This is a genomic window from bacterium (genome assembly GCA_035419245.1).
In the GTDB taxonomy this organism is placed as follows: domain Bacteria; phylum Zhuqueibacterota; class Zhuqueibacteria; order Residuimicrobiales; family Residuimicrobiaceae; genus JAKPUX01.
The window spans coordinates 588130-602941 of the sequence record DAOLSP010000001.1 but is presented as its reverse complement, the minus strand read 5'-3'; the positions used below and the strand labels follow the sequence as shown (position 1 = coordinate 602941).

The 14812-nt window shown below is 58.1% G+C and carries 20 protein-coding genes; 4 read left to right on the top strand and 16 right to left on the bottom strand.

Features of this window, described 5'->3' with window-relative positions; genetic code table 11:
• Position 1 precedes the first annotated feature (1 nt).
• From fabL to PLH32_02425, 8 genes are all read right to left on the bottom strand, one after another.
• A complete protein-coding gene (gene fabL / locus PLH32_02460) occupies positions 2–751 on the bottom strand; it encodes an enoyl-[acyl-carrier-protein] reductase FabL (protein ID HQJ63447.1) in 750 nt (249 codons plus the stop codon).
• Between the two features lie 46 nt (positions 752–797).
• Positions 798–1001 (bottom strand): hypothetical protein, encoded by a 204-nt coding sequence (locus PLH32_02455; GenBank protein HQJ63446.1) that lies wholly within the window; start codon positions 999–1001, stop codon positions 798–800.
• 80 nt (positions 1002–1081) lie between these two features.
• Positions 1082–1624, bottom strand: coding sequence for an RNA methyltransferase (locus PLH32_02450; GenBank protein HQJ63445.1), 543 nt, complete (start codon positions 1622–1624; stop codon positions 1082–1084).
• A 123-nt stretch (positions 1625–1747) separates the two neighbouring features.
• Complete coding sequence (locus PLH32_02445) at positions 1748–2041, bottom strand: hypothetical protein (protein ID HQJ63444.1); 294 nt, start codon at positions 2039–2041, stop codon at positions 1748–1750.
• Positions 2042–2064: 23 nt separating this feature from the next.
• Positions 2065–2541, bottom strand: coding sequence for a periplasmic heavy metal sensor (locus tag PLH32_02440; GenBank protein HQJ63443.1), 477 nt, complete (start codon positions 2539–2541; stop codon positions 2065–2067).
• Positions 2538–3032, bottom strand: a complete 495-nt coding sequence (locus PLH32_02435) for a zf-HC2 domain-containing protein (protein HQJ63442.1) — start codon at positions 3030–3032, stop codon at positions 2538–2540. The genes PLH32_02440 and PLH32_02435 overlap by 4 nt, the downstream gene beginning before the upstream one ends.
• A gap of 29 nt (positions 3033–3061) precedes the next feature.
• Positions 3062–3625: an RNA polymerase sigma factor gene (locus PLH32_02430; GenBank protein ID HQJ63441.1), complete on the bottom strand. Its 564-nt coding sequence runs from the start codon at positions 3623–3625 to the stop codon at positions 3062–3064.
• A 76-nt stretch (positions 3626–3701) separates the two neighbouring features.
• A complete protein-coding gene (locus PLH32_02425) occupies positions 3702–4217 on the bottom strand; it encodes a hypothetical protein (protein HQJ63440.1) in 516 nt (171 codons plus the stop codon).
• 165 nt (positions 4218–4382) lie between these two features.
• On the opposite strand from PLH32_02425, the gene pepT reads away from it, so the two are divergent.
• A complete protein-coding gene (gene pepT / locus PLH32_02420; protein HQJ63439.1) occupies positions 4383–5624 on the top strand; it encodes a peptidase T in 1242 nt (413 codons plus the stop codon).
• Positions 5625–5730: 106 nt separating this feature from the next.
• On the opposite strand, the gene PLH32_02415 is transcribed toward pepT, so the two are convergent.
• The 3 genes from PLH32_02415 to PLH32_02405 form a co-directional block, all read right to left on the bottom strand.
• On the bottom strand, positions 5731–6195 hold the full coding sequence (locus PLH32_02415; protein HQJ63438.1) for a PTS sugar transporter subunit IIA: 465 nt from the start codon (positions 6193–6195) through the stop codon (positions 5731–5733).
• A 160-nt stretch (positions 6196–6355) separates the two neighbouring features.
• Positions 6356–7774, bottom strand: a complete 1419-nt coding sequence (gene pyk, locus PLH32_02410) for a pyruvate kinase (GenBank protein HQJ63437.1) — start codon at positions 7772–7774, stop codon at positions 6356–6358.
• On the bottom strand, positions 7771–8403 hold the full coding sequence (locus PLH32_02405; protein ID HQJ63436.1) for a histidine phosphatase family protein: 633 nt from the start codon (positions 8401–8403) through the stop codon (positions 7771–7773). The genes pyk and PLH32_02405 overlap by 4 nt, the downstream gene beginning before the upstream one ends.
• 213 nt (positions 8404–8616) lie before the next feature.
• On the opposite strand from PLH32_02405, the gene PLH32_02400 reads away from it, so the two are divergent.
• Positions 8617–9627 carry a peptidylprolyl isomerase gene (locus PLH32_02400; protein ID HQJ63435.1) on the top strand — a complete coding sequence of 337 codons (1011 nt, stop codon included), beginning with the start codon at positions 8617–8619 and terminating at the stop codon, positions 9625–9627.
• A 99-nt stretch (positions 9628–9726) separates the two neighbouring features.
• Positions 9727–10230 carry a GNAT family N-acetyltransferase gene (locus tag PLH32_02395; protein HQJ63434.1) on the top strand — a complete coding sequence of 168 codons (504 nt, stop codon included), beginning with the start codon at positions 9727–9729 and terminating at the stop codon, positions 10228–10230.
• Here the strand turns inward: PLH32_02395 and PLH32_02390 are convergent.
• The 3 genes from PLH32_02390 to PLH32_02380 are packed head-to-tail and all read right to left on the bottom strand — an operon-like array spanning position 10227 to position 12535.
• On the bottom strand, positions 10227–11435 hold the full coding sequence (locus PLH32_02390) for an aminoacetone oxidase family FAD-binding enzyme (GenBank protein HQJ63433.1): 1209 nt from the start codon (positions 11433–11435) through the stop codon (positions 10227–10229). The two genes, PLH32_02395 and PLH32_02390, sit on opposite strands and share 4 nt — an antisense overlap.
• Before the next feature lie 15 nt (positions 11436–11450).
• Positions 11451–11648: an Arc family DNA binding domain-containing protein gene (locus PLH32_02385; protein HQJ63432.1), complete on the bottom strand. Its 198-nt coding sequence runs from the start codon at positions 11646–11648 to the stop codon at positions 11451–11453.
• Positions 11649–11659: 11 nt separating this feature from the next.
• Positions 11660–12535, bottom strand: coding sequence for an SPFH domain-containing protein (locus tag PLH32_02380; protein HQJ63431.1), 876 nt, complete (start codon positions 12533–12535; stop codon positions 11660–11662).
• A 293-nt stretch (positions 12536–12828) separates the two neighbouring features.
• Between PLH32_02380 and PLH32_02375 the strand changes: the two genes are divergently transcribed.
• On the top strand, positions 12829–13029 hold the full coding sequence (locus PLH32_02375; protein HQJ63430.1) for a cold-shock protein: 201 nt from the start codon (positions 12829–12831) through the stop codon (positions 13027–13029).
• Between the two features lie 54 nt (positions 13030–13083).
• Here PLH32_02375 and PLH32_02370 read toward each other — a convergent pair whose 3' ends face one another.
• Positions 13084–14115, bottom strand: coding sequence for an inorganic phosphate transporter (locus PLH32_02370; GenBank protein HQJ63429.1), 1032 nt, complete (start codon positions 14113–14115; stop codon positions 13084–13086).
• A gap of 32 nt (positions 14116–14147) precedes the next feature.
• Positions 14148–14771 (bottom strand): DUF47 family protein, encoded by a 624-nt coding sequence (locus PLH32_02365; protein ID HQJ63428.1) that lies wholly within the window; start codon positions 14769–14771, stop codon positions 14148–14150.
• Between the last annotated feature and the right edge of the window lie 41 nt (positions 14772–14812).

Sequence of the window (14812 nt, the reverse complement as noted above, 5' to 3'; positions counted from 1 at the left end):
ATCAGCCCGTGATCGCGTAGCCGCCGTCGACGACGATGGTCTGACCATGAATCTGCTGGGCCAGCGGTGAACAAAGCAGCAGCACCACATCGGCGACATCCTCGGGGGTGGTCAGACGTCCGGAGGGCGTTTTTTGCCGGCTGGTCTCGAGCAGTTGGTCGCGATTCGGAAAGTGCTTCAGGGCATCGGTGTCCACGACTCCGGCGGAGACGGCGTTGACATGGATGTTGCGTACAGCGAGTTCCACGGCAAGGTGACGGATGAGCGACTCGAGAGCCGCCTTTGAGGCCCCCACGGCAGCGTAATTGGGAATGGCGCGCACCGAACCCAGGCTTGAGACGGCGATGATATGCCCTCCGCCTTGCTCCTCCATCAGCGGCAAACTGTACTGGGTCAGCGGCAGCAGGGTCCCGGCGTTGATATCCATGGTCCAGTGCCAGTGATGCTCATTCAACTCCAGCGCCGGCTTGAGCACTCCCGAGGCAGCATTGCTGACGAGGATATCCAGCCGGCCAAAATGCTGCTTGATCTCGCCGACCATCCTGGGGATGTTCTCAACCTCGCCCACATTGGCGCGGATCGCCAGAGCGCGCCGCCCCAGTTTCTCGGCCAGCGCAACCGTCTCGTCGGCGGCCGTGCGCTGCCGCAAATAGTTGATCGCCACATCTGCGCCGGCTTCCGCCAGACGCAAGGCGATGGCCCGGCCTATACCGCGCGATCCCCCGGTCACCAGCGCCACTTTGCCCCGCAAATCTATGCTAAAATTGCCCATCGTTTCTCCTTTTTCCAGGGATCGATCAGGAGCGGCGGCCAGCCAGAAAAAAAAGAAAATAAAGACCAATGCCAATGATCAAAATCCAGATTACCACTCCAAAGGGCTGCTGCCAGCCTACCCGAATCAGATACGCCGTCAGTCCGGCTACACCCGCCAGGGTGTAGAGAAGACCCCTCTTGCCGAGTCGCCCCAGCGCGTTGTACCATTCTTTCAGCGCGTTGATCATCGCTGCCTTTCCTTTAGGCCATGTCACTCCACTTCGCCTCTTACGGAGGCCTGTCTCCAGTCACGGCAATTAAAACATCTTCAACTCCGGATATCATCCCGGCGGCGCGAAATTTCATAGGCGGCGATGCCGAAAGCGACCGATACATTGAGCGAATGTTTACTGCCGGCCATCGGGATCTCCACCGCCAGATCCGCCAGTTCCACTAACTCGTCGCGCACGCCAGAATACTCGTGACCGATGATCAGGCAGAGAGGAAAGCGGTATGGCGCAGCGGCCACGTCGACGCCGGCGTCGGTCTGCTCCAGGACGACCATTTGAAAACCCTCCGCCTTGAGGTGTGCGGCCAGCGATAACGGATCCGGATGATAGCTCCAGGCCACGCTCTCCTCCGCGCCCAGGCTGGTCTTGCGGATCTCGTTGCGCGGCGGCGTACCAGTGATGCCGCAGAGATAGAGATGGGCGAATCCGGCGCCATCTGCGGTCCGGAAAATCGCCCCGACATTATGAAGGCTGCGGATATCATCCAGAAGCACGACAGCCGTGGAAGCGGGTGCCGGCGGCGTACTTGCCCGCAACCGCCGCCGCGCTTCCAGTTCGGGAAAACTCAGTTTTCTGGTCATCGCCTCTCCTTTGCGATCGCCTCGAGCCGGGATAATCTATCAAGAAAGGGTCGCCGATGCAACCTTTTTTGCATAAAAAAAGGGAAGACTGGATCGCCTTCCCTTCGTCGCAGGATCTCGGGATTACTTGCGTTCGCATTCAGCCTTGGCGGGGCAGCTGCCAGGGCAGGAACCGCTTTTAGGAGCACAAGCGGCTTGATCTTTCTGGGCCGGGCAGCAGCCCTCTTTCTTCTCTTTGCAGCATTCCTTGGTACACGCGGCTTTATCTTTGCATTCGGCCGCGCCTTTTTTGCAGCATTCCTCTTTCTGAATGGTGGTCGATTTAGCCTTGTCGTCGGTGATAACCACGGCATGAAGAGCGCCGGCGGTCAGGGCGATGACAAAAAGAAGAGCAACAAAAAGGACCAGCTTTTTCATGGAGGGTTCTCCTTGGTTAGAGTTTAATGGGTTGGTTGTTGTATACATGCAGATGGATTCATTGCACATCGGTTAAGCACCATGCCGAACAATTTTTTCTGTTGTTCCGGCGTGAGCCTCTTTTTTTGCGCCAGGAGATGATCGACGGTCGCACGCGAAAGTTCATGGTGGCGCTCACTGATTCGATGTAAAACGGCCGTAATGACCGCGCTATCCGGCTGGTCCTTCATCAACTCCTGGGTCAACTGGATCTGCTCCTGCTTCATTTCAGCCGCCACAACTTGAGCCGCAGCGGTGAAACAGGTATGGAGACTGTCCATCGCAATGGATTGTTCCGGTGTCAGATCGAGCTGCTTGCCGAGCACAGCCGCCGGAGCCTCCTGGCAGCAGACCGGCTTGCTGCAGTGTGCACACCAACGCCGCCAGGCGAGCGAAGAAAAGGCCGCCAGATTGAGCACCGTCAGCAGCAAGAGCGCAGCCAAAAACCAGTGTTTTTTCATTGCCCCTCCGCGGTGGAGGGTTGATAAAGCTGTTCCACCGCCTGATAATAGGAGTGAATATTAGCGACATCGAAAAGATCCGTGTAAAAGACCTCTTTCAGCTGCGTCCCCTGATCTGCAACAGGCGGAGCGGGTTCGGGAAGCGCACCGAGGAAAAGGCCGGCACCGATGGCCGCCAGCAGCAGCAAGGCAGCGGCCAGAGAACGTCGCAGTGGCAGCCTCCAGGGCGAACGCCGGAATGACCGGACCGGCGCCGGATGGGTGCCCGCCTGTGACGCCTGCCAGCGTGCTCGAACTTTTACATAAAGACCGCCGGGCACAGCAACGGGCGCATCGGTAGCCGGCGCGCCATAGACCCGGCTCAATCGAGCCAACAGCTGACGGCACGACTCGCATTGCTCAAGATGAGCGGAAACCACCGCGCGAAGAGGCGCGTCCAGCCCGCCCTCCTGATAGAGCAGCAGCCTCTTTTCAATTTCTGTGTGCCTCATCAATTCCTCTATAGGATTAGACACTCCTTTTAATCAAAACTTGTATCCTTGATGCGGCGCACCAGCATTTTTCCGAGGTTTTTTTTTGCCTGGAAGATGCGGCTCTCCACCGCTGCCACCGAACATCCGAGTATCTCGGCGATCTCTTGATAGCTCTTTTCCTCAAAACGGCAGAGGATCAAGGCGACCCGCTGCTTTTCAGGCAGGCGGTCGATGGCCGCAGTCAGCAAGGCCTCCTCCTCCTGGCGCTCCACACGGCGCTGGGCGCCCTCCTCCGCTGCAGCGGCTTCGGGCTGCGCTTCGAGCCATTCGAGCGAGAGCCAGCGCTTGACTTTTCTTTGACGCCGCAGATTCAGGCAGGTGTTCAGGGTGATCCGGAAGATCCATGAGGAGAGCCGCGCCTCTGCGCGAAATGTGGGGAGGGAGGCGATGATCTTGAGAAAAACCTCCTGGGCTGCATCCTCGGCCTCCTGCCGGTTTTGCAGCAAACGCAGACAGAGACGGTAGATTCCATCCGCATGGGTTTGATAGAGTTCACGAAAGGCCGCTTCATCCCCTGCTGCCAGCCGCTCCGCCCATTTCTTGTCTTGCACCTTGTATCCTGAATTAGTCTGCACCCTTCCGGCCGACGATCGCCCTACGCACCTTGCCGGAGCCGCTGAATCCGCCCTAGACGTTCAGACGCATCACCGCCTTGAATTCACCGCGGATTTCATAGAACTTGCCGTTCTCCTCATTGACCAGCTCTCCGCGAAACTGGCCCTCGACATACGAATCGTCGACGCGGGTGATGCGCGCCTCCCCTTTGGTGGTCAGTGGTGGGGTCAGAGCGGAAACCGTGAACGCAAGGAGCTCCACCGGCAGGTTCTTCCCGGTCCAGTTGCGGAGATCGCTCTCCCGGTTGTTAATACTGATCAGCAGACGCGGATATTTATCGGACTGGATATCATAATTGTAAATTTGCAGATTATCATCAGTAAAGAGGTCCCCGCGCGGCGTGAACTGGGCGACAACGAAGCGGTCGTGCATCGTCTTGCCCTCCACCGTGAAACGCAGTATCCCGCCGTTATCCGAACGGTCTCCCACCGCTGCAAGCGGCGCCTGCTTGCGCGGCTGCTCCTGCTTTCTCTCGCACCCAAGAACCAGCGCCAGCACGAGCAGGAGGAGGAAAATTTGTCTTGTCATCTCGATTCCTTTTAGTATATTGTAAGCTGGAAAATTAATTTACGGGATTGGGCGCGAAGTATCAAGGATTGTTTTCCCTAAAGCCGGATAGCCGCCGCATTTGCGGAACACCTTTATCAACCCCTCCCGGCCGGACACTTAACTTTTGCATGGAGTCTTGATCCTATGAACGCTAAAGAGGAGAGCTGCGCGGAACGGTTCCTGCGCTATACCACCTTCGATACCCAGTCTTCCGAGGAATCCACAAGCTACCCGAGCACAGAAAAACAAAAGCTGCTCGGCCAGCAGCTGGTCCGGGAGCTTCAGGAAATGGGGCTGGCAGATGCCACTATCGATGCGTGGGGCTATGTCACGGCCACGCTCCCAGCAAACGTCACCTATCCCGTGCCGGCCATTGGTTTGATCGCCCACATGGACACCTCGCCTGAAGTGAGCGGTGCCGGCGTCAAGGCGATGATCCATCATAATTATCAGGGCGGAGATATCCCGCTGCCCGCCGGCGTGGTCATCCGCGCCGCCGAAACCCCGGAACTCGCCCGCCAAATCGGTCACGACATCATCACCTCGGACGGCAGCACCCTGCTCGGCGCCGACAACAAGGCCGGTATCGCCGAAATCTTTTCCGCCGTCGACTACCTGCTCCGCCATCCGGAGGTCCCGCACGGCACCCTGCGCATCGCGGTCACCCCGGACGAGGAGGTGGGCCGGGGGACGGAGCACTTTGACGTCGCCGCCTTCGGCGCTGACTTTGCCTATACCATCGACGGAGAGACCCTTGGTGAGGTGGAGGATGAAACCTTCTGTGCCGACAGCGTAACCATCACCATCGCTGGGGTCAACCTCCACCCCGGCTACGCCAAAGGCAAGCTCATCAACGCTATCAAAATCGCCGCCCGCATCATCGAGCAGCTGCCCGTAGAGGCGCTCTCCCCGGAAACTACCTCCGGCCGCGAAGGATACCTCCATCCGCACCATATCAGCGGCGGCGTCGAAGAGGCCACGATCAAATTCCTCATCCGCGATTTCACCGTCGAAGGGCTGCAGCGCATCGAAGCCCTGCTGCAGCGGCAAGCGGAAAAGGTAATGGAGGACTATCCCAAGGCGCGGATGACCTTCAAGGTGGATGAGTCCTACCGCAACATGAAATACCAGATCGAAAAAGCACCGCACGTGGTTGATTACGCTCTCGAAGCGGTCCGCCGGGCGGGGATCCCCCCGCTCCGCAGCATCATCCGCGGCGGCACCGACGGCTCGCGCCTCTCCTATCAGGGCCTTCTGACGCCCAACATCTTCACCGGCGGCCACAATTTTCATTCCCGCCAGGAATGGATCTCCATTCAGGACATGGAGAAGGCCGTACAGGTGATCGTCAATCTGGCCCGGATCTGGGCGGAAAAGAGCCGCTGATCACACGCCCGATCCGGGGCGGCGACATTATGCAAAAAGCCGCAGCATTTTTCCTGCTGCGGCTTTAACTTTTTCCGCTGATCCGGCAAGTTGAACCCCAGCCGCCTCAGCTGGTCAGACCTTCGGCCTCTTGCAGCAGCTCCAGCACCTCTTCACCGGAATGCGCCTTGAGAAGTTTCTTGCGCAGGGCATCTTCTTTCAAGAGCCGCGAGAGTTTGGCGAGGATCTTGAGATAATCGCCCACAGTATCGACCGGGGTGCCCAACAAAAAGATCAGCCGCACCGGATCGTCATCCTCCGCGCCGAAATCCACTCCGCGCTTAAGCCGTGCAAAGGCGATGATCAGACGATTGACCGCGCGGGTGCGGGCGTGCGGGATGGCGATTCCTTTACCGATTCCGGTGCTTCCCAAACGCTCCCGTTCATAGACTTCTTTCTTGAACTCCTCCGCATTCTGAATCAAATGGGCCGCGGCCATATGATCCACGATCTCGGATATCACTTCCGTCTTGTCCTTGGCCTCTATGTCAAGAAAAATCGATTTGTTGCTCATGTATTCCAGTAATCGCAACGCACGCCTCCTCATTGCCCGCTACAGGTTTTGCCTTGAGCCGTTATACAGTGGCATAAAAAAGGCAGCTTGAAAATCAAGCTGCTAATAAATAACATTTTATGGCATTAATTTATCGCTTTAATTTGTAAAAGTCAAGCCTTTCCCGATGCCGGTCCTATCACAGGCTCTGAATTTTAAGAAGATTGGTGCTGGAGCCGGCCCCAAAGGGATGGCCGCCTACTACAATGACCTGTCCTGGACGGCCCTCGAGGTGACGCTGCAGGAAGGGCTGCGCCCGCTGCCAGAGTGTCTCCATGTCGGCCGCAAAGTCGATCATCTGCGGTCTGACGCCCCATAACAGATTCAATCGCCTCCAGGTGCGCGGGTCCGGTGTGAAGGCGAAGATAGAGGTGCGGGGCCGTTGCTGCGAGATCAGACGCGCGCTGTTGCCTGTCAGGGTAAAGACGCAGATGGCGGCGATGGGAAGCTGCCGGACGATCGTCGCCGCGGCAGCCGCGATCGCCTGGGGCGCACTCTGCGGCTGTGCTATGGTCCAGCGCCGCACAGCCCCGAGATCGCCATGGCGTTCACTCGCCTCCGCTACCTCCGCAATCCGGGACATCATCGCCACGGTCTCGACCGGATACTGGCCCACAGCCGTCTCGCCGCTGAGCATGACCGCATCGCTGCCGTCAATGATGGCGTTGGCCACATCCGTGGCCTCGGCGCGTGTCGGACGGGGATTGTTGATCATCGATTCCAGCATCTGGGTTGCGGTTATGACCGGCCGGCCCGCCGCATTGGCCGCTTCGATCAGCTGTTTCTGCAAAATGGGAACCTGCTCCGGCGGCATCTCGACTCCTAGATCCCCGCGTGCAACCATCACACAGTCGACAACGGCGAGGATCTCCGGCAACTCGTCGAGAGCTTCCGCGCGCTCAATTTTGGCCACCACCGGGGTCTCCTTGCCCGCGGCCGCGATCGTTGTCTTGATCTCGCGGATATCCGCGGCCCGCCGCACAAACGAGAGGGTCACCAGATCGACATCCAGTTCCAGACCGAAGGCGAGGTCCTCGCGGTCCTTGGGCGTCAGGGCCGGCGCACTCAGGGGTACACCCGGCAGATTGATACCCTGATGGGCACGCAGCATGCCGCCGGTCACCACCTCGGTCATCACCTCCCGGCCGGACACCTTGACGACCCGCACCTCCATCAGCCCGTCCGAAAGCAACACCCGGTCGCCTGGCCGCACGTCATCCGGCAGGGCTTCATAGCTGGTGCTGACCCGCCGGGCATCGCCGCTGCAGGCTTCGGTGGTGATGACCAGAGGGGCTCCCGGTTTCAGTTCGACGGCGTCCACTCCAGCCAGTGCCCCGGTGCGGATCTTGGGCCCTTGCAAGTCCTGCAAAATGGCTACCGGCCGTTCCATTTTCGCCGCCGCCTGGCGCACATCCGCGATCAGCGCCGCATGCTCGGCGTAGGTGCCATGGCTGAAGTTGATCCGAGCGACATCCATCCCAGCCTCGATCAAGCGTTCCAGCACCGCCGGCTCCCGTGACGCGGGCCCCAGGGTGGCAACGATTTTGGTGCTTCTCATCGATCTTCCTTTGCCGTCGCTAGATGATCCACCTCGCCCCAGGAGACCAGATACCAGGTCTCCTTGCTATAAAGAAACCGCTGGATGCCTCCATTATCGATGCTCACCCGGAAATGATGGCTCGGGCTGATGTGTAAGACATGACGCAGCATGGCAATCAGAATGCCGCCATGGGTGACGATCACCAGCCGCCGGCCGGGGTTGTCACGCACGACCTCCTCCATGAATTCCGCAATTTCGATCTGCTTCTGGGAACGACTCTGCCCGCCCGGCAGGGCGAATTCAGCATCGTGGATAAAAAACCGCTCCCAGGCTTCGGTGTGCTTTTCCCGAGCTTCTCCCTGGGTCATCCCCTGAAAGCTGCCCATGTGAATCTCGCGCAGCCGCACGTCGGTGAATAACGCGATCCCGCGGCGGCCACGGATCGTCTCCGCCGTCTCGAGCGCACGCTGCAGATCGCTGCTGTAGATCCGGTCAATGGATTCCGCCGCCAGATGCGCGGCTACCGCTCGGGCCTGCCGCCGCCCGGTTTCGTTCAAGGGTACATCCTCATGACCCTGCATGCGCCGGTCCATATTCCACGGGGTCTCCCCGTGCCGCACGACGATCAGTTCCGTCCTAGATTCCATCCTGCTCCTAGGTCTTTTAATTAAAAATATAAAGTAATATTTTTTTTCATGATTTGCAAACTCTGTTTCGCGCCCCATCCACCGCCGTAATTCGCGGGCCCAAACCGGCAGCCCGCGTGCAGCCGAAATAAATCACTATGATTTGCGAAAATAATTTTGTATACTGACTTCGATAACTATCCTATACATCCAAAAATCCGGAAGGAGTACCTCATGCGCCAAGTGTTTATTTCGAGCCTGCTGGCGGTTGCCCTGCTGATCAGCAGCTGCGGCGGTCAAAAAGGGATGAAGCTGGAAAAGGGAACACCCATCTATGACGTCGCCAAGGAGCTCGCGAAATCCTATCCTGCCGTCGATCCTGATGCCAATAAAACCCTGGTAAAATGCAAATATTTCACCATCACCCCCGGTAGTTTTTTCACCGAGATGCAAATGGCCATGGGCAAGAATATCGATCAGATCAAGACCTTGGATCCCAAACGCTTGCCCGATTTCCTTAAGGTGAACATCGAACGCATGGGTGAACGCAACCTGTTGCTGGAAGGCGCCAAAAGAGCCGGAATCCTCGTCGCCCCGACCGAAATCGACAGCACTCTGAAATTCATCTACGCCCAGAACGGCGGAGAAGAAGCCTTCCTCAAACGCCTCGGCGGCGAGGGAATCAGCATCGAGACCGTTAAAAAGGACGTCGAGCGCGAGATGGTGATGCGCAAGTACTTCGACAAGCTCTACGCCGAGGTCAAGGTGACCGATGCCGACCTCAAGGAGGCCTATGGCCAAGACAAGACCGCCTCGGTTCGTCACATCCTGCTTATGACTCAGGGCAAGGATGAAGCCGGGAAAGCCGAAGCCCGCAAAAAGATAGAAGGCCTGCTCAACCGCGCCAAGGCCGGTGAGGATTTTGCCACACTAGCCAAGGAGAATACCGAGGACCCGGGCTCCAAAGCCAACGGCGGTCTCTATGAGAATTTCCCGCACGGCCACATGGTCAAACCCTTCGAGGATGCTGCCTTCAGCGTTCCGGTTGGTGGGCTTTCCGATGTCATCGAGACCCAGTATGGCTATCATATCCTCCAGGTCATCGACCGTAAAAAAGAGACCCGCCCCTTCGAAGAAGTCAAGGGCGAACTCGAACAGCAGCTGCAGCGCAGCAAACGCCGCGAGCTGAACAGCTCGATCGTCGAAAAGCTGAAAAAAGAATCCGACTACGAAATCTTCGTCTAGGTCCGCCGGCACCATCCCTTCGCGACAGAGCCCAAGGCTCCGGTCAGATTCTCGACCGGAGCCTTCTTTTTGCCACCCTAACCCCGTGGAGAAAAGAACATGCCGAACGCCACCTCGCATATCATCCGCCCCGCAACCGCCGCTGACGCCACCGCCTTGCTGGAATTGATCCGCGGCATCGCCGAATATGAGCGGCTGACACACGCCGTGATCAACACCGAAGCGGCAATCCTTAAAAATGGATTCGGACCGGATCCCTATTTCCACGCGCTCCTGTGCGAAGCTCCCGGCCGGGAACGACCGGTCGGTTTCGCGCTTTACTTCTTCACCTACTCCACTTTCACCGGCAAACCGAGCCTCTATCTTGAGGATCTCTTCGTCCGTCCCGAGGAACGTGGCAGCGGCTTCGGGAAGGCGCTCTTTCTGGAATTGGTCCGGATTGCGCGGGAAAAGGAATGCGGTAGGATGGAGTGGTCGGTGCTGAACTGGAACCGCCCGGCCATCGACTTTTATCTGCGGATGGGTGCAAAACCCCTGGATGATTGGACGGTCTACCGTCTGGACGAAGCGGCCTTGGCCGCACTGGCAAAACCTCCAGCCTAAGAGGCGGCGGCCCGGCCAGCCAAAGCGCCGGTACTGAAGGCTAACTGCAGATTGTATCCCCCGCAAGGGCCGACTACATCAAGGACCTCGCCGGCCAGGAAAAGAGCCCGCGCCTTGCACGAGGCCATCGTCTCCGGAGAGACCTCGGCCGCCGGCACCCCCCCGGCGGAAACCTGGGCAAATTCCAGACCGCGTGTCCCGAGAACCTTCAGCCGGGTCCGCGTCAGCTGCTGCCAAAGCACCTCATGTTCCGCCTTCGCGAGATCCTTCACCCGGATCCCGGGATCCAGCCCTGCACTATGGACGATGAACCGGGCTACCTTGGGCGGCAGCAGCCCGGCAAGGAGCACCTTCAACGGCCATGCCGTGCCCGTGAAGCGCCGCAGCTGCAGACTCAGTTCGGCTTCGGCTCCCGCAACAAAATTGACCACCAGATCGAGCGCCTCCCCCGGTCGTGCGCTGATGAGATGGCTGAGATCCATCGCCGCGGGGCCGTTGAGCCCCCATTGCGTAAAGATGACATTGCCCGTCTCCTCCGCCAGGATGCTCTCCCCGCGGCAGAGCTGCAGGCCGACGTCCATCCGCACCCCCTGCAATTTGTGGAGGCGACGCATTTCAGCGGTGACCGGAGCCAGCGCCGGCCGCGACGGCCGCAGCGTATGCCCAAGCCGGGCAAGAATCGGGAAAAGCTCACCCCGGGATCCTAGATTCGGCTGAGCCGCACCGCCGGCGGCGACGATCAGCCGGCCGACAGGGTATTCTCGCCGGCCGCTTAGAATCCATCCCTCGCCGGCCGGCGTAAAATCATGCACCTTCTCGCCGGTGTGCACTTCGACACCGGCCAACTCCAGGGCAGCCGCAAAGGCCTCCACGACGGCAGTGGCCGAACCGGAGCGCGGGTAACACCAGCCGTCCGCCATGGCATACACGGGAACCGCGATGCCCTCCAGAAACTCAACCAGATGGGGTTGTCCAAAGCGCTCCAGAACCCGCGCCGCAAAAGCGCTGTCATCACACGCGTACCGATGCGGCTCGATATGGCTATTGGTGATATTGCAGCGGCCGCTGCCGGTCACCGCCAGCTTGCGCCCGACCACCGGGTTGGCGTCGAACAGCAGGACCCGCCCTCCAGCCCGCGCCGCTTGCAGCGCGGCCATCATCCCGGCCGGGCCTGCACCCACGATGCCAATAGTCGCTTTCTCCACCCTGTTCTGGTTCCTCTATTCGGCTCTATTCCCCGCACCGCCGTGCTGCACTTGCGGCACCTCCAGATCCTTGCGCCGGTGCCGGCGCACAGCCTCCCGCAGAATCCATTCCATCTGCCCGTTCAGACTGCGCAACTCGTCATCCGCCCAACGCTGCAACTCCTCCCATAATCGGGGATCGATACGCAGCAATATCGATTTCTTCTCGGCCATTCCCCGCAACCTTAATACAAGCTGCCGGTATTCAATACCGGCGTGGCCGCCCGCTCCGCACAGAGCACCACCATGAGATTGCTCACCATGTTGGCCTTGCGCTCCTCATCCAGAGCGAGTACGCCATCCTCTTTCAGCCGCGCCAAGGCCATCTGCACCATCCCCACCGCGCCATCCACGATCTTTTGCCGCGCCGCAATGATGGCTTCGGCCTGCTGGCGCTGCAGCATCGCGGAGGCGATCTCCGGGGCGTAAGCGAGATGGTTGATCCGCGCCTCCTCGATAATCACACCGGCCTTCTCCACCCGCGCCTGGATCTCCTTGCCGAGTGCATCCGAAATCTCATCCAGGGAAGCCCGCAGGCTCACTTCACCCGGCTCATGACTGTCGTAGGGATACTGTGTCGCCAGATGCCGTAACGCCGATTCCGACTGCATGCGCACATACTCATCATAGTGCTGCACCTCAAAGAGGGCCTGCGCGGTATCCCCAACCCGCCAGACTACAATCGCCGAAATCTCGATGGGATTGCCGCGGTTATCATTAACCTTGAGAATCTCACCGTCAAAGTTGCGCACCCGCAGCGAGAGATACTTGCGCGAGTAGAGGGGATTGGCATAGCGGAAACCACTGTTTTTCTCTGTGCCCACATACTTGCCCAGTAGCAGCAGGACCGCCGCTTCGTTCGGCTCGAGGGTGAAAAAACCATGGATCAGAAAACCCTCGAGACCGAGCAGGAGGGCACAAAGGATGATACGGACGGGAAAACCGTCGTCCTGCGCCTGCACGGCGGAAACGAAAAGCCAGCAGGTGAGAAAGATGGCGGCAACAACGAAGATCAGGACGATCCAGCCATTATACTGGGTTGACTTTCGTTCACGTATCATTGAACACTCCTTTATAGTTTAATGATATCATTTTGATATCTAATAAAAGATAATGAATAGCCGATGAAAAAGCAAGCAAAATCGCATTTCCCCCGCGCTCCCGGCCGGCCTTTTCCGGGAAAAATGTTTAAAATACTTGCATTTTGTGAACATTTGCTATAAATTTCAGCTAAGCTATGTACACCGTGGGATTCCCTTGACCATCTGCTGCACGGACCCTATCCGCACCAGCGACAAGTCAGCGCAAAAGGTGTACGTTACATGTACACATTTTTTCAGAAAGGGCGTTAGTTATGGAACGTGGAACGGTGAAGTGGTTCAATACCTCGAAGGGCTATGGCTTCATCACGCGTGAATCAGGTGGTGATATCTTTGTCCACTTTTCGGGCATTGTGGGTGACGGCTTCCGCTCCCTGAACGGAGGCGATGTGGTGGAATTTGAAGTGGAAGAGACGCAGAAGGGTCCCCAGGCAATTCAAGTCAAAAAGCTCTGATTGATCCCATAGAGGCTTCGAAGCCCTGGCAAGCAAACTTGCCAGGGCTTTTTTTTAAAAGGCGCCGTGGAAGGCCTGGATCACCCAAAAGCAGAGGGCTGCCGAAAGACCCGCAAAGGGGATAGTAATCAGCCAGGAAATGACGATCCGCATGGCGACACTCCACTTGATCCGCGAAGCATGGGTGGTCGAGCCGACGCCGACGATAGCCCCTGCAATCGTATGGGTGGTGGAGACCGGGATGCCCATGTGGGTTGCCAGAAATATCGTGAGCGCCCCAGAGGTCTCCGCACAAAATCCATGCACCGGTTTGAGTTGGGTCAGTTTCATACCCATAGTTTTAACAATGCGCCAACCTCCCAACGCGGTGCCGAGCGCCATCGCCGTCTGGCAGCTGAGGATGATCCAGGCGGTTTGTGAATTGAAAAGAGAGAGCCGGGTATCGGCATGGACGATGCCGGCCGCCACCAGCAGCGCCACGATAAGGCCCATGGTCTTTTGCGCGTCGTTGCCACCGTGCCCCAGTGAGTAGAGCGCTGCGGAAAAGAGTTGACCTTTACGAAAAATCTTGTCGACGTCATACGGACGCTGCCTGCGGAAGATCCAGTAGACCGCGATCATGATGACAAAACCCAGAAGCAGCCCGAGCAGCGGCGACAGCGGAATGAACTGCACCGTGGTCCAGATCTTTTCCCAGCGGATCACCTTTGTTCCGCGGAAGGCAAGGCCAGCCCCGGCAAATCCCCCTATCAGAGCATGCGAGGAACTGGTTGGCAGCCCCAGCCACCAGGTAAGCAGGTCCCACAGGATGGCACCGACCAAGCCCGAGAGCACGACATAGATGAAAGCTGGATCGCCAGGCTGAATGTAGATGATTTTGGAGACGGTCTCGGCTACGCGCGGCTGGAAGAGAAACATGGCAATAAAATTGAAAAAAGCCGCCCAAAGCACCGCGAAGCGGGGAGAAAGCACGCGGGTGGAGACCACCGTGGCGATGGAGTTTGCTGAATCATGAAATCCGTTGATCAGATCAAAGAACAGCGCCATGGCCACGGTGATCACAACAACAATCCAGGTTACATTCATTTCAATTCTTCCGCTAGGATCAGCGTGTCGGCTCAGCTCGCTGATATGACAATGCCCTCAATGATATTGGCCACATCATCCGCCCGGTCTATAGACTTTTCCAGCCGTTCAAAGACATCCTTCCACTTGATAATGGTGACAGGATCGCTCTCCTGGAAAAGCCGGCGCAACGCGGCCCGTTGGATCTCATCACCTCGCGTTTCAAGCTCATGAATGGTGCGGCATTGGGTACTGATCATCTCGCGATTCTTGAGATCACGCAGCGCCTTGACCGCCTCCTGGATTTCCACTGAACAGGAGATGAGAATCTCGGCCATGACGATGGACTCTTCACGCATCGTCTGGATATCATAAAGCCCCATACGGATCACCGCCGCATCGATGCAGTCAAGGACATCATCCATGGTTCGAATCAGGCGATGGATATCCGGCCGGTCAACCGGGGTGATGAAGGTGCGGTGCAGGGCATCAATGCATTCATGCGTCACCGCATCCGCCTGGTGTTCGATATTCTTGATCGTTTGAATGCCGGCGGAGATCTCCACTTCGCCGCGTGTGAGCCGCAGCAGGGCCTGGCATGCCGTATTCATCAGGGCGGCGTGCCTGGCAAAATTATCGAAGAAGGCATACTCCTTGGGCAGCAGATTTTTAAACATGGTCCTTTCTCCCTTGGTTGTTCACCTGTATTCTAAAGCAG